Below are 21940 nucleotides of genomic sequence, written 5' to 3' on the forward strand. Positions count from 1 at the left end.
ACCGACGGGAAATGGCAGTCGCTGCCCTACTCCACCTGCGCCAGCTTGTCCTCGCCCTTCTTCACATACATCGAGTTCTTCGGCTGCGCGAACACGCGCCGCACCATCGGCTCGAAGAACGACAGCGGCAGCGTGTCGTAGTCGGTCATGAAGGCCGCCGCATCGTACTTCGCGCAGAACTCCGCGGTGCGCTCGAACAGCTCGGGCTGGCCGCGGAATTGCTCGCGCAGGTTGCGGTCCAGGCCGAGGTGGTGGAAGAAGTAGTAGCCCTGGAACACGCCGTGCTTTTCCACCATCCACAGGTTCTCGGCGCTGACGAAGGGCTTGAGGATCGCCGCGGCGATGTCCGGATGGTTGTAGCTGCCCAGCGTGTCGCCGATGTCGTGCAGCAGCGCGCAGACCACGTATTCCTCGTCGCGGCCGTCGCGATGGGCCAGCGTGGCGGTCTGCAGGCAGTGGGTCAGCCGGTCGATCGGGAAGCCGCCGCAGTCGCCTTCCAGCAGCCGCAGATGGGCCAGCACGCGGTCCGGCAGCGCGGCGGCATAGGGCATGAACTCGGCCGAGATCGCGGCCCAGTCTTCGCGGGTGCCCTGCTCCATATGGCTGAATTGCGCGCGCGGCGCCTGGTGGGATTCGCTCATCGTGGTCTCCTGGTGGGGTCGGCGCTGATGCGCTCTTGGGGATTCCGGCATTGTGACACCGCTTGATGCCGCTACACTGTCGGGATACCGACAATCGCCGCCACCAGCCCGAACCCACCGGCTGGCGCCCACCCGCTGAAGCGACCCGCGGCACCTTCCACAGAATCGAGGAGAACACCATGCCATACCAGGGCAGCTGCCATTGCGGCCGCATCGCATTCGAGGTCGAAGGCGAGATTGACGCCGTGCTGTCGTGCAATTGTTCGATCTGCCAGCGTCGCGGCCATCTGCTGTGGTTCGTGCCGCGCGAGCGCCTGCACCTGAAGACGCCCGAGTCGGATTACTCGACCTATCGCTTCCACACGATGAAGATCGCCCACCATTTCTGCCCGGTGTGCGGCTGCGGCCCGTTCGGCGAAGCCATCGACCCGAAGGGCAACCCGACGGCGGCGGTCAATGCGCGCTGCCTCGAGGGAATCGACCTGGACAAGCTGAAGGTCATCCCGTTCGATGGGCGACGCCTGTAGTGTCCCCTGTACCGCCTCCGCCATGACGCCATGCTGACGATCCGGGGCATCGATCATCTGGTGCTGCGCAGCGCCGACGTGCCGGCGCTGCTGCGCTTCTACATCGACGTGCTGGGCTGCACGCTGGAGCGCGAGCAGCCGAAGCTGGGGCTGACGCAGTTGCGTGCCGGCGCCAGCCTGATCGACCTGGTCACGCTGGACGGTCCGCTCGGCAAGGCCGGTGGCGCGGGACCCGGCCCCGAGGGCCGCAACCTGGACCACTTCTGCCTGCGCGTCGAGCCCTTCGATGCGCAGGCCATCACTGCCCATCTGCGCGCGCACGGTGTCGAAGCGGGACCGGTCGAATCGCGCTACGGGGCCGAGGGCACGGGACCGTCGATCTATCTGCGCGACCCCGACGGCAATGTGGTCGAGCTGAAGGGACCGCCCGACACCACGGCATAGCGCGCGAAGGCGCAGAGGCGGGACTGCGCGATGCCGCCGCGCAACGCCCCGCGCACGCGGCGGCGGAGCGCCGCTACAATCGGGTTTCCCCCTAACATGCGCCGCCGGCATCGCATCGGTGGCCACGGCGCCGGCCTCCCCGGCGCATGCCATGACGACACCCGACCTCTCCTCCGGCCCGCGCCCGGACACCGCCGGCTCCGCCCCCGCTGCGGCGAGCGCCGCCGACCCCACGGAACCCACCGAACCACAGCCCCACCCCGCCCCCAGGTCGGAACCACCCCGACATCTGGCCTGGGTGCTCGGCCTGACCGAGACCATTTCGTGGGGCACGCTGTACTTCACCTTCACGGTCTTCATCGAACCGATGAGCCAATCGCTCGGCTACGGCAAGCCGTTCCTGGCGGGCGGCTATTCGCTGGGGCTGCTGGTGTGGGCGCTGTGCTCGTTCGCGGTCGGCCGGCTGCTCGACCGCGCACCGGCCCGCTGGGTCATGGGTACCGGTTCGGTGCTGGCCGGACTGGGACTGCTGCTGTGGGCGTGGTCGCCGAACCCGACGCTATTCCTGCTGATGTGGGTGCCGCTCGGCCTGGCGATGGCCACCACGCTGTACGAGCCGGCCTTCGTCGTGCTGCGCCAGGCCTACGGCGACGGCTACCAGAAGTCGATCGTCATCGTCACGCTGGTGGCGGGCTTCGCCAGCACCATCTTCATTCCGCTGGCGCAATGGCTGGTGTTGCATATCGGCTGGCGCGGCACGCTGCTGATCTTCGCCGCGCTGAACCTGCTGGTCTGCGCGCCGCTGCATGCCAGGTTGCGCTTCAAGCCGCATCCGACCTATGCCAGCGTGCAGCCGGTCGCGCCGCTGGGCGCCGGCTCGCCCGGCATCGCCACGCTGGCGCTGCGCGATCCGGTGTTCTGGTCGGTGGTGCTGGCCTTCACCGCGCTGGCGGTGGTGGCTTCGCTGCTGGGCGCGCACCTGATCCCGATGCTCAACGAGAAGGGCCTGCCGGTCGGCGAGCAGCTGATGGTGGCGGCGCTGATCGGGCCGGCACAGGTGATCGGCCGGCTGGCGATGGCACGCATGCCATCGCGGCAGCCGGTGCGGATCGCGATGCCGGTCTATCTGGTGATGTGCCTGGGCCTGCTGACGCTGGCGCTGGGCCACGGCAGATGGCTGATGCTCGCCGCGGTGCTGTACGGCTGCGCCAACGGCATCAACACGATGCTGCGCGCGATGGCGATGCCCGAGCTGATCTCGCGGCACCACTATGCGACGCTGAACGGGCTGATGATGACGCCGGTGCTGCTGATGCAGGCGATCGCCCCGTGGCTCGGCGCGCTGATGTGGAGCGCGGCCGGCGGCTATTGGCTGATGCTGTGGGTGATGGTGTTGCTGGGGCTGGCGGCGCTGGGCGCGTTCGCCTATGCGCTGCGCCGGCGCGGCATGCTGGGGGCGCCGCCGGCGGGCGCGTAGCCGGCCCCCTGAGGACTCACGTCGCGGTCGACGCGCCCATGCCTTCGAAGACGAAGGTATCCATTGCCAGCACGCCGTAGGTCACCGCATCGGTGGCACGCTCCACCTTGGCGCCCTTGGTGACGTTGGCCGCCTGGGCCGCCTCGGCCGCCTTGGCGGGCGCGGGCGCGCCGGCGGCCCCTGCGGCGGGCCCGAGCGCGGCGCCCAGCGCGACGAAGAACGGCAGCAGATGCTCGTCGGTCGGATGAGCCCGGCGCGCATGCGGCGCCTCGCTGCGGTAGCGCGAGATGCGCGCGGTATCGCCGGTGCGCAGCGCTTCGTCCAGCGCCTGGACCATCCAGCCGCGAAACGCCTCGACATAGGGCTCGGCGTCGACACCATGCTGGCTGGGCCGTTCCTCGCGAAACACTTCCCTCAGGTTATGCGTGAAGCTGCCGGAGCCGACCACCAGCACGCCCTCGTCCCGCAGCGGCGCCAGCGCGCGGCCGATCTCGATCTGCACGGCCGGGTCCAGATAGGGGTTCAACGCCAGCTGCACCACCGGCAGGTCGGCTTTCGGGAAGAAATACCGCATCGGCAGCCAGGCGCCGTGATCGAGCGGCCGCGCTTCGTCCAGCGCGACGAAGCCCGCGCCCGGGATGCCGGCGGCCTCGATCAGCGCCTTGACGCGCCCCGCCAGCGCGGGAGAACCGGGCGCGTCGTAGCGCAGCGCATAGAGCTCCGGCGGGAAGCCGCCGAAGTCATGCCATGCCTGCTGCCGCTCGGCGGTGGTCACGGCCAGCGTGCTGTAGATCCAGTGCGCCGAGATCACCAGCACCGCGCGCGGCTGCTCGGCGCGCAGCCGCTCGCCCAGCGCATCGAACGCCGGGCCGACCGGCCCGGGTTCGATCGCCAGCATCGGCGAACCGTGGGAGACATAGAGCGCGGGCAGCATGGGGAGTCCTTTGGCATCGTGTGTTCATGGAATACGAGCCAAGTTTGACAAATCCCCACCGCCCGGGCGTGAAGCGTTGCGGACGGGTCGGTCAAATATTTTGAAATTCAGCGTTGCGGCGTTGTCCCCTGCCAGCGGGGGCGAAGTGGCACTAACATGGCGGCTTGCCTGCCGGGTCGCCGGCCCCGGCTGATCAAAGCCCGCGAGACAACCCAGACTACCGAGACGACGGAGAGACAATGACCACCATGCCCGCCACCACCAGACCGAAGCAGGCCGGACCGGCGCCCGTCACGCCGCTGCCCCGCTGCGGCTGGTGCGGCACGCTCGAGGACTATTGCCACTACCACGACAACGAGTGGGGGTATCCGGTCGACGACGACCGCCGGCTGTTCGAGAAGCTGTGCCTCGAGGGCTTCCAGGCGGGCCTGAGCTGGCTGACGATCCTGCGCAAGCGCGAGGCCTTCCGCAAGGCGTTCGCCAACTTCGACGTCGAGAAGGTGGCGCGCTTCGGCGAGCGCGACATCGAGCGGCTGCTCGGCGATGCCGGCATCGTGCGCCACCGCGGCAAGATCGAGGCGGCGATCAACAACGCCCAGCGCGCGCTCGAACTGCTCGAGACCGAATCGTCGCTGGCCGCCTATCTGTGGCGCTACGAGCCGGATCCGAAGAGCCGGCCGGCCGTGCTGACGCCCGAGGTGCTGCGCACGATGACGACCTGCCCCGAGGCGACCGCGCTGTCCAGGGACCTGAAGAAACGTGGCTGGCGCTTCGTCGGCCCCACCACGATGTATGCGCTGATGCAGGCGATGGGGATGGTCAACGACCACCAGCAGGGTTGCTGGGCGCGCGAGGAAGCGCAGCGTAAGCGGGCAGCCTTCCAGGTGCCGCGTTAACCGACCGCCGCCGTGGCCGTATCCGGGGCTGCTGCGGCTACGCGCGTAACGTCGGTAACGTGCATCACCTGCATAACGTGCGTAAACGCACGTCCAGCCTCCGCCCTGCGCAACGGTGCTCCATGGTCTTTAAAGATTGTTTACGTATACATAGATAGTAGTAGTAGGTAAACGGCGCCCTCGGCAGTGGATAAGGGCGCCGCGCCCTTGTGGCACAAGCTCTGGCAGGCTGGACAACTCTCAGGGAAAACCCCGACGTATACGGGATAACCCGACACCCCCGCGGAAACGGGTTCGGGACGCGCCGGACTTGTCCGTCCGCCGTCCACAGGCGCCTCACAGTCTTCCCAGCGCTTGTCCCTTGTGCGGCGCACAGGACGGGCACAGGGTTGTCCCCGGAGTTATCCCCAAGGGCGCCATTGCCAACCCTGCAGCGTTCAGTGCGAACTCGGCCGCAACGCCCGCCGGCCCCGCTGCACCAGCATCACGCCGGCCAGCACGATGGCACCGGCGATCACGCCGCCGACCAGATTGATCAGCAGCGGTCCCAGCCAGGACAGGAAGGGTCCGACGCCAGGAATCGCGCCCAGCCATTGCGCGGCGCTCTCTTCCAGATGGTGCGCCCACGGCAGCCCGTGGACCAGGATGCCGCCCCCGACCAGGAACATCGCGACGGTACCGGCGACCGACAGCGTCTTCATCAGCATCGGCGCCAGCCGCAGCAGGCCGTCGCCGACGCGGCGCGCGAAGCCATTGCCGCGCTCGCTCAGATAGAGGCCGGCGTCATCGAGCTTGACGATGCCGGCCACCAGCCCGTAGACGCCGACCGTCATCAGCAGGGCGATTGCGGTCAGCACCGCCAGCCGGGTGCCGAACGGCGCGTTGGCCACCGTGCCCAGCGAGATCACGATGATCTCGGCCGACAGGATGAAGTCGGTGCGGACCGCCCCCTTGATCTTTTCCTTTTCCAGCGCGACCAGGTCGACCGCGGGATTGGACGCCGCCTGCCGCAGCGCCGCGCGCTCGACCGCCTCCCTGGCGCGCTCGGTCGGCTCGGCGTGGCCGGGCAGGAAGCGATGGGCGAGCTTCTCGAAGCCCTCGTAGCAGAGGAAGGCGCCGCCGATCATCAGCAGTGGCGTGACCGCCCAGGGCGCGAAGGCGCTGATGGCCAGCGCCGCCGGCACCAGGATCACCTTGTTGCGCAGCGAACCGAGCGCCACCGCCCAGACCACCGGCAGCTCGCGCTCGGCCTTCAGGCCGGTCACCTGTTGCGCGTTCAGCGCGAGGTCATCGCCAAGCACGCCCGCGGTCTTGCGCGCGGCGACCTTGCTCATCGTGGCGACGTCGTCGAGGATCGTCGAAATATCGTCGAGCAGCGCGAGCAAGCTGGCACCGGCCATCTCAGCGGCCTCCCTGCGGCGGCTGGCCTGCAACGGTACGGCGATCGAAACTCGGCATGGTTCTGGCTCCTGTGGGGATGGACGATCGGCAAGGCGCGGCGGGCCGCGGGTGGCGCCGCCATCGCGTCATACTGCCATAGCCGCTTGCGCTTCCAGCATGGCCGGCATGTCGGATTTTGTCTGATTTTTTTACGTCACTCGGGCCGGTAGCATGGGGCGTCATGCGCAGGCACCGGGCGGCTTTTGCGCCGGGGCCCCCGCCTCCTTCCCATTCCACCCGGTCGCCCATGCCCCAAACCCTTGCGCGCAGCGATCTGCTGCGTACGCTCGTCATTCCCGTGCTGCTCGCCGCGCTGCTGTTCGCGGACCTGCTGACGCCGCTCGGCGTCGCCGAATGGATCTTCTATCTACTGCCGATCTGCCTGTGCGTGTTCGTCGACCGGCCGATGATGCCGCTATGGACGGCCGCCGCGGCGACCCTGCTGATGGCGGCCGGCTATATCTTCTCGCCGGAAGGCGGCGATCCGACCATCGGCCTGATCAACCGTCTGTGCGGCGCCGTGGTGATGTGGTTCCTGGCCGCGGCGATCTATCGCTACGTCGCCAGCCAGGTGCAGATGCGGCGCTTCGTCTGGCTGCAGGAAGGCCAGGTCCGCGTGGTCCAGCAGACCCGCGGGCTCGATACCCCAGCAGAGGTCGGCACCGCGCTGCTGCGCGCGCTGGTGCCGCTGGCACAGGCCCAGGCCGGCGTGGTGTACGGACTCGAGAACGGCGGCCTGAAGCGGCTGGCGGGTTGGGCGGCGCCGGCCGACACGCCCGAGAGCCTGGCGCTCGGCGAGACGCTGGCCGGGCAGGCCGCCAGCGAGAACCGGCCGCTGCTGGCGCGCGGCCTGTCTACGCACTATCTGCGCATCGCTTCGGCGCTGGGGCGCGACGTGCCGCAGGCGGTCGTGGCCGCGCCGCTGACCTCGGACGGCCATGTGGTCGGCGTGGTGGAGCTGGCCTTCGCCAGCGCGCAGCCGAAGCTGGACGATACCGTCGAACTGATCGGCCGCATTGCCGAGGCGGCCGGCGTGGCGCTGACCGCCTCGGCGTATCGCGCGCGGCTGGAGACGCTGCTGGCGCAGACCCAGCGCCAGGCCGAGGAACTGCAGGTCCAGCAGGAAGAACTGCGCGTCTCCAACGAGGAACTGGAAGAGCGCGGCCGCGCGCTGATGGAATCGCAGGCGCGGCTGGAGACGCAGCAGGCCGAGCTCGAGCAGAGCAACGTCCAGCTCGAGGAGCACACCCAGCTGCTGGAGGCACAGAAGCGCGACCTGCTGCAGTACCAGGCCGAGCTCGCCGCCGGCGCGCGGGCGCTGGAGCGCGCCAACCAGTACAAGTCCGAGTTCCTGGCCAACATGTCGCACGAACTGCGGACGCCGCTGAACAGCGCGCTGATCCTGGCCAAGCTGCTGCAGGACAACAAGGAAGGCAACATGACGCCGGAGCAGGTGCGCTATGCCGCCACCATCCATTCGGCCAATACCGACCTGCTCAACCTGATCAACGACATCCTCGACCTGTCCAAGATCGAGGCCGGCCATCTGACCGTGCAGCCCGAACCGGTCGATATCGAGGCGGTGGTCGGCGGACTCGCGCAAGGCTTCGCGCCGATCGCCGCGCAGAAGTCGGTGCAGTTCCGCATCGAACGCGCGCCCGGCCTGCCGGCGACGCTGGTGACCGACAGCGTGCGGCTGCAGCAGATCCTGCGCAACCTGCTGTCCAACGCGTTCAAGTTCACCGAGCGCGGCGAGGTGGCGCTGTCGGTCACGCGCGATGGCGAGGACGGGGTGCGCTTCGCGGTGCGCGATACCGGCATCGGCATTGCGCGCGACAAGCAGGCCATCATCTTCGAGGCCTTCCAGCAGGCCGACGGCACCACCAGCCGGCGCTATGGCGGCACCGGCCTCGGGCTATCGATCTCGCGACAGCTGGCGCAACTGCTCAACGGCACGCTGACGGTCGACAGCGTGCCGGGCTCGGGCAGCACCTTCACGCTGACGTTGCCGCTCGAATTCGTCGGCCCCGCCGCGCCTGCGGCGGCGGTGTCGTCGGTGCCGCCGGCCCCGGCCGCGGTGCTCGAAGCGGCGGCGCAGGTCGCGGCCGACGGTGGCATCGACGTGACCGAGGCGCTCAGCTCGCCGCAGCCGGCGCCGGTCCCTGACGCGGTCGCCGACCATGCCGCGCCCGCCCACGCCACCGGCGGCGCCAGACAGCCGCAGACCGCGCCCACCGCGCCGCCGATCACGATCAGCGCGCCGCCGCTGCATACGATGCTGGGCCCGGCGCCGATCGACGACGACCGTGACCGGCGCTCGCGCGGCAACCGCCTGATCCTGGCGATCGAGGACGACGTCGCGTTCGCGCAGATCCTCTACGACCTGGCCCACGAACTGGACTTCGACTGCCTGCACGCGACCACCGCCCAGCAGGGTCTGGAGCTGGCCCGCGAATACCAGCCCTGCGGCATCCTGCTCGATGTCGCGCTGCCCGACCATTCGGGACTGACGCTGCTGGACTGGCTCAAGCGCGACCCGGCGACGCGCCATATCCCGACCCATCTGGTGTCGATCAGCGACCATGCCGAGGCCGCGCTGCATCGCGGCGCGATCGGCTACACGCTCAAGCCGAGCGGCCGCGACGATCTCGCCAGCGTGATCCGCGAGCTGGAGGCGCGCATGGCGCGCGGCGGCATGCGCACGGTGCTGGTGGTCGAGGACGACGCGACGCTGCGCGACAGCATCCGCGCGCTGCTGCAATCGGCCGATATCGACATCGTCACCGCCGACACCGTGTCGGCGGCGCTGGCGCGGCTGTCGGAACGCCGCTTCGATTGCGTGGTGATGGACCTGGCGCTGCCGGACGGCTCGGGCCACGACCTGCTCGAGCAGATGGCGGCCGATTCCTCGTATTCGATGCCACCGGTGATCGTCTACACCGGCCGGCAGCTGTCGGCCGAGGACGAGCAGCAGCTGCGCCGCCATTCCAAGTCGATCATCATCAAGGGCGCGCGTTCGCCCGAGCGGCTGCTCGACGAGGTCACGCTGTTCCTGCACAGCGTGGAATCGGCGCTGCCGCCCGAACACCAGCGCATGCTGCGCGCGGTGCGCAGCCGCGACGATGCCTTCGAGGGCCGCAGGCTGCTGCTGGTGGAGGACGACGCGCGCAATATCTTCGCGCTGTCCAAGGTCATCGAACCGCTCGGCGCGCAGGTCGAGATCGCGCGCAACGGCCGCCAGGCCCTTGAAATCCTCGATGGCCGCGACGATATCGACCTGGTGCTGATGGACATCATGATGCCGGAGATGGACGGGCTGACCGCGATGCGGCACATCCGCCAGGATGGCCGCCATGCGCGGCTGCCGATCATCGCGCTGACCGCCAAGGCGATGTCGTCCGACCGCGAGGCGTGCCTGCTGGCCGGCGCCAACGACTACATCGCCAAGCCGATCGATATCGACAAGCTGCTTTCGCTGTGCCGGGTATGGCTGCACGCACGCTGACCCCTCCCCCCGCGCCGTCGTCCGCGCCGTCGTCCACGCGTTCGTCCGCGCCTTTGTCCGGATCGGCGCCGGCCGACGATGCCTTCGCGGCCGTGCCCGCCGACGACTTCGACATCGAGCTCGAACTGCTGCTCGAGGGGATCTTCCGCAAGTACCAGCACGATTTCCGCGGCTATTCGCGCGCCTCGCTGCGCCGCCGGCTGTCGCAGGCGCTGCGCGACCTGAAGCTCGACACGCTGTCGCAGCTGCAGGACCGCATGCTGCGCGATCCGGCGCTGTTCGGCCGGCTGTTCCAGTACCTGACGGTGCAGGTCAGCGAGATGTTCCGCGACCCGTCGTACTTCCGCGCGATCCGCGAGCAGGTGGCGCCGGTGCTCAAGACCTACCCGTCGATCACGGTATGGGTGGCCGGCTGCAGCAGCGGCGAGGAACTGTGGTCGCTGGCGATCCTGTTCGCCGAAGAGGGCCTGCACGAGCGCACCACGTTCTATGCAACCGACATCAATCCGGCGGCGCTGGCCGAGGCGCGCGCCGGGGTCTACGACGCCGGGCGGCTGCGGGGCTTCGGCCGCAATTACCTGGCCGCGGGCGGCCGGCATTCGCTGGGGGACTACTATCACGCCGCCTATGGCAAGGCGAAGTTCGACGCCGGCCTGGTTTCGCGCGCGGTGTTCGCCGACCACAGCCTGGCGACCGACAGCGTGTTCCAGGAAGCGCAGCTGATCTCGTGCCGCAACGTGCTGATCTACTTCGACCGCACGCTGCAGGACCGCGCGCTCGGGCTGTTCCGCGACGCGCTGGTGCGCCACGGCTTTCTGGGCCTGGGCAGCAAGGAGACGTTGCAGTTCAGCGCGCACGCCGAGGCCTTCGAGGCCGTGGTGCCTTCGGACCGGCTGTACCGCAAACGATGAGCGCCGCATGAACGACGCACCGTACGCGCCGCGCGCGGACCTGAATCCATCGCCCGAGGCCGTCGTCATCGGCGGATCGGCCGGCGGCATCGAGGCGCTGAACGTGCTGCTGCCGATGCTGCCCGCGGCCTTTCGTCCGGCGCTGATCGTGGTGCTGCATCTGCGGCCCGATACGCCGAGCCTGCTGCCGCAGCTGTTCTCGCTGCGCTGCGCGCTGCCGGTATGCGAGGCCGAGGACAAGATGCCGGTGCGGCACGGCCATCTGTACCTGGCCCCGCCCGACTACCACCTGCTGGTCGAACGCGACGGCGGGCACGGCGGCGGGCCGGCACGGGGTGTACGGCTCGCGCTGTCGGTCGATCCGCCCGAGCGCTTCTCGCGTCCGTCGATCGACGTGCTGTTCGATTCCGCCGCGCACGCCTGGCGCGAGGCGCTGCTCGGCATCCTGCTCAGCGGCGCCAACGATGACGGCGCACGCGGGCTCGAGACCATCCGCCACTGCGGCGGACGAACCTGGGTGCAGGCCCCGGATACCGCGTCGGCCGAGACGATGCCGGCGGAGGCGATCGCGCGCGGCGCGGTCGACGAGGTGCTGACCCTGGAAGCGATCGGCAGCCGGCTTCGGCTTGCCGTCCACTGAACCTTGCCATGTCCGATCCCATCAAGATCCTGACCGTCGACGACATCGCCAGCAATCTGACCGCGCTGGACGCCGTGCTGGCGCGGCCCGATGTCGAACTGGTGCACGCCAACTCGGGCCCGCAGGCGCTGGACCTGCTGCTGGAGCACGAGTTTGGCCTGGCCATTCTCGACGTGCACATGCCGGGCATGGACGGCTTCGAGCTGGCCGAGCTGATGCGCGGCAGCACCCGGACCAACCATATCCCGATCCTGTTCCTGACCGCGGCCGGCTACGACAGCCAGCGCACCTTCAAGGGCTATGCGACCGGCGCCGTCGACTTCCTCTACAAGCCGCTCGACGCCAACATCCTGGCCGCCAAAGTCGACGTGTTCGTGCAGCTGGCGCGGCAGAAGCAGCAGCTCGCCGAGCAGCTGGCCACCACGCAGCGGCTGCTGAAGGCCAACGAGATGCTGATGGCGGTGCTAGCGCACGACCTGCGCACGCCGCTGTCGGCGATCCTGGCCTCGACCTCCTTCCTGGAGCGCTTCTGCCACGACGACAGGACCGCGCCGGCGGTCGAGCGCATCCGCCGCAGCGGCACGCGCATGGTGCGGATGGTCGATCAGCTGCTCGATGTCGCGCGGCTGCATGGCGGCCGCATGCAGCCGGCGCTGCAGCGCGAGGACCTGCATGCGCTGTGCGCGGCGATCGTCGACGAACACGAGAGCCGGCACGGCAAGGGCCGGCTGCTGCTGGAACGCATCGGCGACACGGTCGCGACGGTGGACCCGGGTCTGCTGTCGCAGGTGCTGGCCAATCTGATCGGCAACGCGCTGCAGCATGGCGACACCGCGGTGCCGGTGCGCGTGCGGATCGAAGGCGGGGACGCGCGCGTGACCGTGGCGGTCAGCAACGGCGGCACCATCCCGGCCGATCTGCTGCCGCATCTGTTCGACGCGTTCCGCTCGGGGCGCTCCGCGACGGAATCGGAGGGGCTCGGGTTGGGCCTGCATATCGCGCGCGAGCTGGCGATGTTGCATGGCGGCGATATCGAGGTGGTGTCGCGCGAGGGGGCAGGGACGACCTTCACGGTGTGGGTGCCGCGGCAGGGTTCTGCGTAGCCGTTCCTTTTTCCCCGGCGCCGGTCATTCGGCTTTCGTCATTCGGCTCGCAGCACGCGCGCCATCTGCTGCGCGGCCTCCTGCAGCACCGGCACCGCGCGCAACAGCCCTTCCAGCGGCACGCGCGCGGTCGGCGCGTGGCAGGCGATCGCGGCCAGCACCGGACGAGCAGCCGTGGCCGCCATGCCGTTGGCCTCCGCTGCCAGTTCGCGCACCGGCACCGCCACTGCGGTCATGCCGCGCACGAATTCCTCGTTGTCGACGCCGATGCCGCGCGCGCCGAGCCGGTCGAGCTCGGCCTCCAGCAGCGACAGATCGGCCAGCGTGCGCGGCGTATTGCGCGTCAGCACCAGCCGCTGCAGCGTCTGCTGCCGTTCGAGCCGGCTCATCGCCGACAGGAACAGCTTGCCGCTGGCCGTGCAGTGCAACGGCACGTGAATGCCCGGCGACAGCTGCAGCCGCAGCGGCTCGTGGGTCTCGACACGTTCGACATAGAGCACGCGATCGCCGTCCAGCGCGGTCAGGTTGCAAGTCTCCCCTAGCGCGGCCACCAGCCGTCCCAGGATCGCGCGGCATTCGCGCAGCACCGGCGGGCTGCGCAAGGTCTGCAGCGCCAGTCCCGCGGCCCGGGGCCCCGGCACGAAGCCGCGCTCGGCCGGCATCTGCAGCACGAAGCCGGCACCCTCCATCGCCGCCAGCAGCCGCATCAGCGTGGTCTTCGGCACGTGCAGGCGCTGCGACAGTTGTGCCAAGGTCTGCGGATGCTGGGCGCGCGCGAGCGCATCGAGCACCATCAGCACGCGCAGGCTGCGCGCATCCTCGTCGGCCGTCCGGGAGTCCGCCGCATTGTCTGCTGCGCTGCGATTCTGAAACGGAATTTGCACGTTCTGTTTCACTTTCCGCGCCTCCACGCGTATTGCCTTTTCATTTCCGGCTCGGCAAATAAAATCGGGACAAGTCGTTCCATTATAAGAACGTTGCTGGCGGGCCCCGCGGCCAATCCGCCCCGGACAAACCCTGCCCGCAACACCCGACCAGGAGACAGCGACGATGTCGCAAACCGTTGACTACATCGTGGTGGGCGCCGGCTCGGCCGGCTGCGTGCTGGCCAACCGGCTCAGCGAGGACGGCCGCCACGCGGTGTGCCTGCTCGAGGCCGGACCGCCGGACCGCTATCCGTGGATCCACATCCCCATCGGCTACGGCAAGACGATGTTCCACAAGGAGGTCAACTGGGGCTTCCATACCGACCCCGACCCCAACATGCTGAACCGGCGCATTTATTGGCCGCGCGGCCGCACGCTGGGCGGCAGCAGCGCGATCAACGGCCTGATCTACGTGCGCGGGCAGCGTGAGGACTACGACCACTGGGCCGCGCTCGGCAATCGCGGCTGGAGCTGGGACGACTGCCTGCCCTACTTCCGCAAGCTCGAGAACAACGACCTGGGCCCCGGCCCGACGCGTGGCACCGATGGGCCGCTGAACGCGACCTCGATCGATCGGCGCCATCCGCTGGTCGATGCCTTCATCGAAGCCGGCCAGTCGCTCGGCCTGCCGCACAAGGCCGATTTCAATACCGGCGACCAGGAAGGCGTCGGCTACTACCAGCTGACCACGCGCAAGGGCTGGCGCTGCTCGACCGCGGTGGCCTATCTGCGGCCGGCGCAGTCGCGTTCCAATCTGCGCATCGAGACCGGCGCGCATACGACCGCGATCCTGTTCGAAGGGCGGCGCGCGGTCGGCGTGCGCTATATGCAGAACGGCCGCCAGCAGGTGCTGCGCGCGCGCCGCGAAGTGTTGCTGTGCGCGGGCGCACTGCAGTCGCCGCAGCTGCTGCAACTGTCCGGTATCGGCCCATCGGCCCTGCTGCGCGAATTCGGCGTGCCGGTGGTGCACGCGCTGCCGGGCGTCGGCGAAAACCTGCAGGACCATCTGCAGATCCGGCTGATCTACCAGGTGGCGCGGCCGATCACCACCAACGACCAGTTGCGCTCGCTGTTCGGCAAGGCCCGCATGGGGCTCGAATGGCTGTTGTGGCGGCAAGGGCCGCTGGCGATCGGCATCAACCAGGGCGCGATGTTCTGCCGCGTGCTGCCGCAGGAAAGCGCGACGCCAGACACGCAGTTCCACTTCGCTACGCTGTCGGCCGACATGGCGGGGGGCCAGGTCCATCCGTTCTCGGGCTGCACCTATTCGGTCTGCCAGCTGCGGCCCGAATCGCGCGGCACGGTGCGGATCCGCTCGACCGATCCGTTTACGCCGCCGTCGATGCAGCCCAACTATCTGTCGGCCGAGCTGGACCGGCGCAGCGCCATCGCCTCGGTCCGCTTCGCGCGCCGCGTGGCGCGGACCGAGCCGATGCGCACGCTGATGCAGGCCGAATTCCGGCCCGGCGACACGGTGCAGTCGGACGACGAGATCCTGCATTTCTGCCGCGAGTACGGCGCCACCATCTTCCATCCGTCCGGCACCGCCAAGATGGGCCCGGCCAGCGATCCGCTCGCCGTGGTCGATGAGCGGCTGCGCGTGCATGGCGTGGCGGGCCTGCGCGTGGTCGATTGCTCGGTGATGCCGACGCTGGTGTCGGGCAATACCAATGTGCCGGTCGTGATGATGGCCGAGCGCGCGGCGGACTTCATTCGCGAGGACGCGCGCGCGGAGACCGTCGGCGAGATCGTCGGCGCGGCGGCGGCCGGTTCCGCCCGGGTCGAACGCGAGCCGGAGCATCAAGCCGAAGGCGATACCGGGCGCCAGGCTGAGGCCGGGACCGAGCGCCAACCCGAGCGCCAACCCGAGCGCCGCATCACCGAGCCGGTCTGACCCCGGCCCGCCATCGCGCCGCCAACGTATATCGCAGCGAACCCGGGCTCGGTTCGCTGCGCAACCGAAGGCCGAGCCCCAGCAGCGCGAGCGCCCGCATACTCATTCGACCAAGGGCGCCGTCCATCCAAAGGAGACAAGCATGGCAAGCCCCAACGAGCAGGCGGTACGCAAGGTCGCGATGGCCGCGGTGATCGGCGCCACCATCGAGTGGTACGACTTCTTCCTGTACGGCGTCGTCGCCGGCATCGTGTTCAACAAGCTGTATTTCCCGGCCGGCGATCCGGTGGTCGCCACCATGCTGGCCTACACCACCTTTGCGGTGGGCTTCGTCACGCGGCCGCTCGGCGGCGTCATCTTCGGCCACTTCGGCGATCGCGTCGGCCGCAAGAGCATGCTGGTGATCACGCTGATGATCATGGGCATCTCGACCTTCCTGATCGGCCTGGTGCCCACCTACGACAGCATCGGGCTGTGGGCGCCGATCCTGCTGCTGTTGCTGCGCGTGCTGCAGGGCATCGGGCTCGGCGGCGAATGGGGCGGCGCGGTGCTGATGGCCTACGAATACGCGCCGCCGGGCCGCAAGGGCTTCTATGCCTCGCTGCCGCAGATCGGGCTGTCGATCGGCCTGTGCCTGGCCTCGGGCGTGGTGGCACTGCTGTCGCTGACGCTGACCGACGCGCAGTTCCTGAGCTGGGGCTGGCGCGTGGCCTTCCTGATCTCGGCCGGCATGGTGTTCGTCGGCATGTATATCCGGCTGTCGATCAAGGAGACGCCCGAGTTCACCGCGGTCAAGCAGCGCAACGCCGAGACGCGCATTCCCTTTGTCGACATGATGCGGCGCTACCCCGGCAATATCCTGAAGGGCATGGGGGCGCGCTATATCGACGGCGTGTTCTTCAATGTCTTCGGCGTGTTCTCGATCAGCTATCTGACGCAGACCGTCAAGATCAGCCGCACCGAGGCGCTGACCGGCGTGATGGCCGCCGCCATCGTCATGTGTTTCTTCATCCCGTTCTTCGGCCACCTGTCGGACCGCATCGGCCGCACCCGCGTCTACTTCTGGGGATCGCTGATCACCGCGTGCTCGGCCTTCCCGGCGTTCTGGCTGATGCTCAACGGCGGCGGCAACGTGATGCTGCTGTGGCTGGCCATCATCGTGCCGTTCGGCGTCTTCTACGCCGCGGTCTACGGCCCCGAGGCGGCGCTGTTCTGCGAGCTGTTCGACGCCAAGGTCCGCTATACCGGCATCTCCTTCGTCTACCAGTTCTCCGGCATCTTCGCGTCGGGCATCACGCCGATCATCGCCACCGCGCTGCTGAAGTCGGGCGAGGGCAAGCCTTGGCAGATCTGTGCCTACGTGATGTTTGCCGGGTTGGTGTCGGCGGTGTCGGCCGCGTTGATCGGGCGGTTGTCGGGGACCGGTGAGGTACGCGAGGCGTCAGGGGTGGCCGCGGCGCCTGCCAGGCCGATGCGTTAAACGTTAATCGTCGGCCAGGGCCGGAGCCGAGGCTTCGGCCTTTTCTTCGACCAGGAACTTGACGTTCAAGGTCGTCCACTCGGTGGACCGGATCACCAGCCGATTGCCCTCGATCGGATAGAAGCGCCCGTGCTCCTCCAGGCCGCGCCCACGGTCGTCGGTCAATTTGCGCCGGGACGCGGCCGACAGGATGATCCGCTCCAGCTCCCCATCGCTCTTGAACTCGAAATCCTCCAGCAGGCCGGTGTAGAGATACGACTGGTCCTTCATTGGTACGACAGCGCTGACGACCACCATCGCGCCGTCGCTGATGCCCGAATCGATGCCGCTGAAGAGGTAGTACCAGGGCGCCTGCTGCCGGAAAAAACCGCTCGCCCAGCTGTTCGGATGGTCCAGGTGAAATCGGCCGACCAGCCACCGGCGCAGCATGGCTAGCGCGAAGGCCAGCCCGAACGTTCCGGCGAAGAAACCGAACACCGGCCACGGGTGCTCGTTCAGCCATTCATAGCGGTGCGGCGGGACGCTGGCCGCCGCAGTACCGCCTGACAGCATGCGCAAGGCGTCGCCGAGATAAAGCTGGTAGCCGAAATATTCGGTGGCGGCGAGCCCGACCGCGGCATCCACGATCAGCGCCAGCACGATGGACTTGATGGCCGTCGCCCCGAAGGGCGTCATGTCGGCTTCGCGCGCCTCTCTGGCCTGGCTGTAGTGGTGGTAAAGAAAGCCCGGCGCGACCAGGAAAAACAGCAGGATCGCGGGCAGCGCAATGTTCAAGGTCAGCCCTGGGCGGGAATCAGCTTCAGCTTGACCTCGCGCTCAACGCCCTTGGCGGCGTCCCGGATCTTGAACGTCCTGGTGGAGTTCAGCTTCCCGGTGGCAATGAATTCGCGCAGCGCCTTGTCGCTCTCGGGATCGTTGCGGATCAGCTTGACCGTGGTCCTGACAGTGGCTTTCATCGCTTGTCCTCCAATGGGAAAAGTATAGTCGACGTGCCATGGACGGCATCGGAGATAAGCGGACGTGGAAATCAGCGCGTGGAAACAAACTCAGCCGCACCGAAGCGCTGACCGGCGTGATGGCCGGCGTGATGGCCGCCGCCATCGTCATGTGTTTCTTCATCCCGTTCTTCGGCCACCGGTCGGACCGGATCTGCCGTACCCGCGTCTACGTCTGGGGATCGCTGATCACCGCGTGCTTGGCTTCCTCGCGTTCTGGCTGATGCTCAACGGCGTCGGCAACGTGATGCTGCTGTGGCCGGCCATCATCGTGCCGTTCGGCATCTTCTACGCCGTGGTCTGCGGGCCCGAGGCGGCGCTGTTCTGCGAGCTGCTCGACGCCGAGGCCCGCTATACCGGCTCGCCTTTGTCTACCAGCTCTCCGGCATCTTCGCATCGGGCATCACGCCGATCATCGCCACCGCGCTGCTGAAGTCGGGCGAGGGCAAGCCTTGGCAGATCTGTGCTTAGGTGATATTTGCCGGGTTGGTGTCGGCGGTGTCGGCGGCGTTGATTGAGGCGGTCGGCCGGGACGGGGAAGTTGCGGGGGGTGCGGCCGGTAGCGGCGGCGTCAGCCAGGCAAATGCGGTAAGTCGTTCAAGGAGCCAAGGTTACAAGCTTACGTTGTAAATCGCTGGCGCATTGGCATATACTGCGCGCAAGTGGACTGGGAGTTCCCGGTCGGCGTCATGGCCTCGGTGAGATCATCGGGGCCTTTCGCTTTCCTGGGGTGGGAAAATCTTCAGACCCCAGTTCTCGATGCCCTCGCCCAACCGCTCACGGCCTCCGCTGCAGAAAAACTTGCGCCGGAGTACCTCGAACGCGCGGTTCTCCTGTCCCGGGCGAAGCACACTCATACCGATTGGGCGCGCCACAAGATCCGCCAGTTGAAGGCCAGGTGAATCGACCTTCTTGTCGGCAAAGACGATGTCGAATGGCAACGTCCTTCCAAACCGGTTTGCCCCGTCGCAGATACGCCGGAATTCGAGCTCCAGTTCGTTGTCTTCCTTTTTACCCCGGCATTCGACAATGACGTGGGTAAGCGCGCCATCCTGGTTCTTCTCGAGCATCAGTTCGTAAAGCGTTTCCAGGCAGAATCCCAGCGCCATGTGATAAGGATTACCGTCCTCGCCCCTTCCACGCAGCTTCGCTTTGTCGATGATGCAACTGATCAGGATGAAATTGCTGGATTCAATGATGCCGGTGAGTTCGGATAGGAACGCCTGTTTGTGCTGTCGACTCATGAACTTGAACTCGCCCTTCTCCTTCCGGATTTCGTGTTCATGCAACACGATCGAGTCATGGCCGAAGTGGTTGAACTTGAATTTGTGGAGCGCCGGCACGACCTTTTCGCTGTAGTGCCTTTTGTAGAACACGCAGAACGCAAGGACAAAGAGCGGATAGTGAGGGTCCAACGTCTGCATGCCATGGTCGCCGCTTTCGTCAACGTAGACCACGAAATTGCTGAACCGCCCCGTAGGGGATGTCGCTCCACTCGTATCTTGCGCAGTAGTCGACGATTCGGTATCAAACAACGCGAACTGCTGATGCAACGCCTGCTTGTCCATCCGAGCCACCTCTCAGACCGGCATTGACCCGCAGACCTTGCCGCAGGCCCATACAAAAAAGGGCGCGGATCAAAATCCGCGCCCTTTTGTATTTGGTGGACCGAAGGAGGATCGAACTCCCGACCTCTGCATTGCGAACGCAGCGCTCTCCCAGCTGAGCTATCGGCCCGTAGCGGGCGATTATAGCGTGAGCTTCCCGGCGATTTCAAGCCGGGGCGGCGCAGCCGGCGCCTCAGATTTCACGCCGCCATGCCGGGGTTGCCGCCCATCCCCTTGACCGACGGCAGGTTCAGCGGCGCGGCGGCCACTTCCTTGCGCTGGCGCAGCCAGCCGGCCATCAGGTCCCAGATGGGCGGGCCGCCATTCTGGCGGGCTTCCTCGGCGACCGGGGCCCAGCCGGCGACCTTGTAGGTCTTGCCGGCCTCGATCGGCTTGCCCTTCAGGCGCATCTCGGTGATGCGCTTGCCCATCGGGGCGGCCGGGTCGATGGTGTACTGCAGGCCGCCGACGCGGACCATGTCGCCGCCCTGCTGGTAGTAGGGGTCGGGATTGAACAGGTTGTCGGCGACGTCCTCGAGCACGGTCTTGATGGTCTCGCCGCTCATCTGCGTCACCGTGGTGTACGGATAGGTGATCGCGGTCTGGTCCATCAGCCTTTCCATCGTGATGCCCTCGCCGGGCAGCAGCGTGGTGCCCCAACGGAAGCCGGGCGAGAACGCGATCTCGGCGCCCTGCACGTCCATCAGCCCGTCCAGGATCAGCTGGTCGAAGGTGCCGTTGAAGTTGCCGCGGCGGTACAGCAGCTCCTTGTTGACCGCCAGCACCTCGCCCAGCTTCTGCTCGTAGGGCGCGCGGACCTTGCGGATCAGCGCCTCCATCGCCGGATCGGCCGGCAGGTAGTCGGCGAACACCGGCAGCAGCCGGTAGCGGAAGTCGGCGACCTTGCCGCCGCGCACGTCGAAGTCGAGCACGCCGAGGAACTTGCCGTTCGAGCCGGCGTTCGTGACCAGCGTGGTGCCGCCGGCGTTGCGCACGCGCACCGGCGCGGGCACGCCGTCATGGGTGTGGCCGCCGAGGATCGCGTCGAGGCCGCGCACGCGCGCGGCGAGCTTCAGGTCGACGTCCATGCCGTTGTGCGACAGCAGCACCACGGCCTGCGCGCCCTTGGCGCGGGCCTCGTCGATGATGCGCTGCAGGTTCTCTTCCTGGATGCCGAAGGTCCAGTCCGGCACCAGGTAGCCCGGGTTGGCGATCGGCGTATAGGGGAAGGCCTGGCCGATGATGGCGACCGGCACGCCGTTCATCTCGCGCAGCGTGTAGGCCTCGAAGACCGGGTCCTCGAAGTCCTTGGTCTTGACGTTCTGCGCCAGGAAGGCGACCTTGCCCTTGAAGTCGCGATCGACCACCTCGCGCACGCGTTCCGCGCCCAGCGTCATTTCCCAGTGCGGGGTCATCGCATCGACGCCGAGCGCCAGCGCGGCGTCGACCATGTCCTGGCCGCGCGTCCACAGCGCGGTCGCCGAGCCCTGCCAGGTGTCACCGCCGTCGAGCAGCAGCGCGCCGGGGCGGCTCGCCTTCAGCTGCTTGACCAGCGTGGCCAGATGGGCGAAGCCGCCGACCTTGCCGTAGCGGCGCGCGGCCTCGGTGAAATCCAGGTAGGTGAAGGCGTGCGCCTGCGCGCTGCCCGGCGCGATCTTGTAGTGCTTCAGCAGCGCCTGGCCGACCAGGTGCGGCGGCTTGCCGGCATAGTCGCCGATGCCCAGGTTGACGCTGGGCTCGCGGAAATGGACCGGCAGCAGTTGCGCATGGCAGTCGGTGAAATGCAGCAGGTGCACGTTGCCGAAGCGCGGCACGTCGTACAGCTTCGCCGCGGCCTGGGCCGCGTGCGCGTCGCGCGTGGGGAAAGCCATGCCCGCGGCGCTGGCGATGGCCAGCACCTGCAGGAACTCGCGTCGGTTCATTGTCGTCTTCCTCTCGATGGCGGCCGTGCCGTCCGGTGCGACACCGGGCACGGGCCGCGTCGCCGCCGCGTCAGGGCCTGGCGTACTTCGCCAGCGCGGCGACCTCCTCCTCCAGCATCTCGCCGACTTCCTTCTGGACGACCTTGCCCTTTGCGTCGATCACGTAGAGCTCGGGCAGGCCCTTGCGCGGACCGATCGCGGCGCGCAGCGCCGGCGTGTCCATCGCCGCGGGGAAGGTATAGCCGCGCTGGCGCAGATAGCCGACGGCATCCTTCTGGTCCTTGTCGATGCTGATCGTCAGCACCTGCAGCGGCGTGCCGCGCGTACTGTCGTAGAGCTTCTGCAGGCGCGGGTTCTGCAGCGCGCAGAACGGGCACCACGAGGCCCAGATTTGCACCACCAGCGGCTTGCCGGCCCAGTGCTCGGGCGGCACGGTGCGGCCGTCGAGCAGCTGCACCGCCGGCAGCCGCACGGTGTCGCCGACTTCCAGCGCGGCGGCGGGCGTGGCAACTGTCAGTGCCAGGGCCGCCGCGGCGGCTAGCATCGCGCCATGCAGCCTCTCCCTCCAGCCGACCGTCACCACCGCCGCGGCCCGCAT

General features: G+C 68.0%; 19 protein-coding genes, 1 tRNA gene and 1 pseudogene. 11 read left to right on the forward strand and 10 right to left on the reverse strand.

Translation table 11 applies throughout. The features are described from left to right. Positions 1-26: 26 nt before the first annotated feature. Positions 27-641, reverse strand: a complete 615-nt coding sequence (locus LRR16_RS13345; RefSeq protein WP_023263442.1) for an HD domain-containing protein — start codon at positions 639-641, stop codon at positions 27-29. A gap of 179 nt (positions 642-820) precedes the next feature. Here LRR16_RS13345 and LRR16_RS13350 point away from each other — a divergent pair, with 179 nt between their 5' ends. The 3 genes from LRR16_RS13350 (at position 821) to LRR16_RS13360 (ending at position 3089) form a co-directional block, all read left to right on the forward strand. Further along, a complete protein-coding gene (locus tag LRR16_RS13350; RefSeq protein WP_023263443.1) occupies positions 821-1168 on the forward strand; it encodes a GFA family protein in 348 nt (115 codons plus the stop codon). A 30-nt stretch (positions 1169-1198) separates the two neighbouring features. Next, positions 1199-1612, forward strand: coding sequence for a VOC family protein (locus LRR16_RS13355; RefSeq protein ID WP_006578343.1), 414 nt, complete (start codon positions 1199-1201; stop codon positions 1610-1612). 151 nt (positions 1613-1763) lie between these two features. After that, positions 1764-3089 (forward strand): MFS transporter, encoded by a 1326-nt coding sequence (locus LRR16_RS13360; RefSeq protein WP_232206221.1) that lies wholly within the window; start codon positions 1764-1766, stop codon positions 3087-3089. A gap of 16 nt (positions 3090-3105) precedes the next feature. Here the strand turns inward: LRR16_RS13360 and LRR16_RS13365 are convergent, their stop codons facing one another. Beyond that, the gene (locus tag LRR16_RS13365; protein ID WP_064574642.1) at positions 3106-4023 is read right to left on the reverse strand and encodes a dioxygenase; all 918 of its coding nucleotides are present in this window, start codon (positions 4021-4023) and stop codon (positions 3106-3108) included. 248 nt (positions 4024-4271) lie between these two features. Here LRR16_RS13365 and LRR16_RS13370 point away from each other — a divergent pair, with 248 nt between their 5' ends. Continuing rightward, positions 4272-4919 (forward strand): DNA-3-methyladenine glycosylase I, encoded by a 648-nt coding sequence (locus LRR16_RS13370; protein WP_043437051.1) that lies wholly within the window; start codon positions 4272-4274, stop codon positions 4917-4919. 437 nt (positions 4920-5356) lie between these two features. On the opposite strand, the gene LRR16_RS13375 is transcribed toward LRR16_RS13370, so the two are convergent. Then, the gene (locus LRR16_RS13375) at positions 5357-6319 is read right to left on the reverse strand and encodes a DUF808 domain-containing protein (RefSeq protein WP_023263445.1); all 963 of its coding nucleotides are present in this window, start codon (positions 6317-6319) and stop codon (positions 5357-5359) included. Positions 6320-6606: 287 nt separating this feature from the next. Between LRR16_RS13375 and LRR16_RS13380 the strand changes: the two genes are divergently transcribed. Genes LRR16_RS13380 through LRR16_RS13395 form a run of 4 tightly spaced genes read left to right on the forward strand, consistent with a single transcriptional unit; the run spans position 6607 to position 12518 of the window. Next, a complete protein-coding gene (locus LRR16_RS13380; protein ID WP_232206222.1) occupies positions 6607-9864 on the forward strand; it encodes a response regulator in 3258 nt (1085 codons plus the stop codon). After that, positions 9846-10775: a protein-glutamate O-methyltransferase CheR gene (locus tag LRR16_RS13385; protein WP_082928388.1), complete on the forward strand. Its 930-nt coding sequence runs from the start codon at positions 9846-9848 to the stop codon at positions 10773-10775. The genes LRR16_RS13380 and LRR16_RS13385 overlap by 19 nt, the downstream gene beginning before the upstream one ends. Before the next feature lie 7 nt (positions 10776-10782). Next, complete coding sequence (locus tag LRR16_RS13390) at positions 10783-11415, forward strand: chemotaxis protein CheB (RefSeq protein WP_006579231.1); 633 nt, start codon at positions 10783-10785, stop codon at positions 11413-11415. Between the two features lie 8 nt (positions 11416-11423). Further along, on the forward strand, positions 11424-12518 hold the full coding sequence (locus LRR16_RS13395) for a hybrid sensor histidine kinase/response regulator (RefSeq protein WP_064574644.1): 1095 nt from the start codon (positions 11424-11426) through the stop codon (positions 12516-12518). Positions 12519-12556: 38 nt separating this feature from the next. Here the strand turns inward: LRR16_RS13395 and LRR16_RS13400 are convergent, their stop codons facing one another. Then, positions 12557-13414, reverse strand: coding sequence for an IclR family transcriptional regulator (locus LRR16_RS13400; protein ID WP_232206223.1), 858 nt, complete (start codon positions 13412-13414; stop codon positions 12557-12559). 154 nt (positions 13415-13568) lie between these two features. Between LRR16_RS13400 and LRR16_RS13405 the strand changes: the two genes are divergently transcribed. Further along, positions 13569-15338 carry a GMC family oxidoreductase gene (locus tag LRR16_RS13405; RefSeq protein ID WP_232206224.1) on the forward strand — a complete coding sequence of 590 codons (1770 nt, stop codon included), beginning with the start codon at positions 13569-13571 and terminating at the stop codon, positions 15336-15338. A gap of 142 nt (positions 15339-15480) precedes the next feature. Beyond that, positions 15481-16818 carry an MFS transporter gene (locus LRR16_RS13410; protein WP_232206225.1) on the forward strand — a complete coding sequence of 446 codons (1338 nt, stop codon included), beginning with the start codon at positions 15481-15483 and terminating at the stop codon, positions 16816-16818. 3 nt (positions 16819-16821) lie between these two features. Here the strand turns inward: LRR16_RS13410 and LRR16_RS13415 are convergent, their stop codons facing one another. Together LRR16_RS13415 and LRR16_RS13420 are read right to left on the reverse strand one after the other, a co-directional pair. Further along, positions 16822-17592 carry a DUF6338 family protein gene (locus tag LRR16_RS13415; RefSeq protein ID WP_006577464.1) on the reverse strand — a complete coding sequence of 257 codons (771 nt, stop codon included), beginning with the start codon at positions 17590-17592 and terminating at the stop codon, positions 16822-16824. 2 nt (positions 17593-17594) lie between these two features. Beyond that, complete coding sequence (locus LRR16_RS13420; RefSeq protein ID WP_023265082.1) at positions 17595-17774, reverse strand: hypothetical protein; 180 nt, start codon at positions 17772-17774, stop codon at positions 17595-17597. An 86-nt stretch (positions 17775-17860) separates the two neighbouring features. Here LRR16_RS13420 and LRR16_RS13425 point away from each other — a divergent pair. Then, positions 17861-18443: pseudogene (locus LRR16_RS13425) on the forward strand (MFS transporter); the annotation flags it as partial. Between the two features lie 74 nt (positions 18444-18517). Here LRR16_RS13425 and LRR16_RS13430 read toward each other — a convergent pair. The 4 genes from LRR16_RS13430 to LRR16_RS13445 all read right to left on the reverse strand — a co-directional run bounded on the left by LRR16_RS13430 (position 18518) and on the right by LRR16_RS13445 (position 21886). Next, on the reverse strand, positions 18518-19381 hold the full coding sequence (locus tag LRR16_RS13430) for a DUF3800 domain-containing protein (RefSeq protein ID WP_174782224.1): 864 nt from the start codon (positions 19379-19381) through the stop codon (positions 18518-18520). A gap of 93 nt (positions 19382-19474) precedes the next feature. Continuing rightward, positions 19475-19550: transfer RNA gene (locus tag LRR16_RS13435), tRNA-Ala, on the reverse strand. Positions 19551-19620: 70 nt separating this feature from the next. Then, positions 19621-21342: a thiosulfohydrolase SoxB gene (soxB, locus tag LRR16_RS13440; protein WP_232206226.1), complete on the reverse strand. Its 1722-nt coding sequence runs from the start codon at positions 21340-21342 to the stop codon at positions 19621-19623. Between the two features lie 70 nt (positions 21343-21412). Beyond that, complete coding sequence (locus LRR16_RS13445; protein WP_232206297.1) at positions 21413-21886, reverse strand: TlpA disulfide reductase family protein; 474 nt, start codon at positions 21884-21886, stop codon at positions 21413-21415. Positions 21887-21940: the final 54 nt, after the last annotated feature.

This window comes from Cupriavidus sp. UGS-1 (genome assembly GCF_021213615.1).
Taxonomy (GTDB): Bacteria; Pseudomonadota; Gammaproteobacteria; order Burkholderiales; family Burkholderiaceae; genus Cupriavidus.

What these genes read in the sequence shown, in the direction of transcription:
- LRR16_RS13395 (WP_064574644.1), top strand. Translation starts at nt 11,424, where the DNA reads ATGTCCGATCCCATCAAGATCCTGACCGTCGACGACATCGCCAGCAAT.
- LRR16_RS13365 (WP_064574642.1), bottom strand. Translation starts at nt 4,023, where the DNA reads ATGCTGCCCGCGCTCTATGTCTCCCACGGTTCGCCGATGCTGGCGATC.
- LRR16_RS13385 (WP_082928388.1), top strand. Translation starts at nt 9,846, where the DNA reads ATGGCTGCACGCACGCTGACCCCTCCCCCCGCGCCGTCGTCCGCGCCG.
- LRR16_RS13380 (WP_232206222.1), top strand. Translation starts at nt 6,607, where the DNA reads ATGCCCCAAACCCTTGCGCGCAGCGATCTGCTGCGTACGCTCGTCATT.
- soxB (WP_232206226.1), bottom strand. Translation starts at nt 21,342, where the DNA reads ATGAACCGACGCGAGTTCCTGCAGGTGCTGGCCATCGCCAGCGCCGCG.
- LRR16_RS13420 (WP_023265082.1), bottom strand. Translation starts at nt 17,774, where the DNA reads ATGAAAGCCACTGTCAGGACCACGGTCAAGCTGATCCGCAACGATCCC.
- LRR16_RS13370 (WP_043437051.1), top strand. Translation starts at nt 4,272, where the DNA reads ATGCCCGCCACCACCAGACCGAAGCAGGCCGGACCGGCGCCCGTCACG.
- LRR16_RS13345 (WP_023263442.1), bottom strand. Translation starts at nt 641, where the DNA reads ATGAGCGAATCCCACCAGGCGCCGCGCGCGCAATTCAGCCATATGGAG.
- LRR16_RS13390 (WP_006579231.1), top strand. Translation starts at nt 10,783, where the DNA reads ATGAACGACGCACCGTACGCGCCGCGCGCGGACCTGAATCCATCGCCC.
- LRR16_RS13405 (WP_232206224.1), top strand. Translation starts at nt 13,569, where the DNA reads ATGTCGCAAACCGTTGACTACATCGTGGTGGGCGCCGGCTCGGCCGGC.
- LRR16_RS13350 (WP_023263443.1), top strand. Translation starts at nt 821, where the DNA reads ATGCCATACCAGGGCAGCTGCCATTGCGGCCGCATCGCATTCGAGGTC.
- LRR16_RS13445 (WP_232206297.1), bottom strand. Translation starts at nt 21,886, where the DNA reads ATGCTAGCCGCCGCGGCGGCCCTGGCACTGACAGTTGCCACGCCCGCC.
- LRR16_RS13410 (WP_232206225.1), top strand. Translation starts at nt 15,481, where the DNA reads ATGGCAAGCCCCAACGAGCAGGCGGTACGCAAGGTCGCGATGGCCGCG.
- LRR16_RS13375 (WP_023263445.1), bottom strand. Translation starts at nt 6,319, where the DNA reads ATGGCCGGTGCCAGCTTGCTCGCGCTGCTCGACGATATTTCGACGATC.
- LRR16_RS13430 (WP_174782224.1), bottom strand. Translation starts at nt 19,381, where the DNA reads ATGGACAAGCAGGCGTTGCATCAGCAGTTCGCGTTGTTTGATACCGAA.
- LRR16_RS13355 (WP_006578343.1), top strand. Translation starts at nt 1,199, where the DNA reads ATGCTGACGATCCGGGGCATCGATCATCTGGTGCTGCGCAGCGCCGAC.
- LRR16_RS13360 (WP_232206221.1), top strand. Translation starts at nt 1,764, where the DNA reads ATGACGACACCCGACCTCTCCTCCGGCCCGCGCCCGGACACCGCCGGC.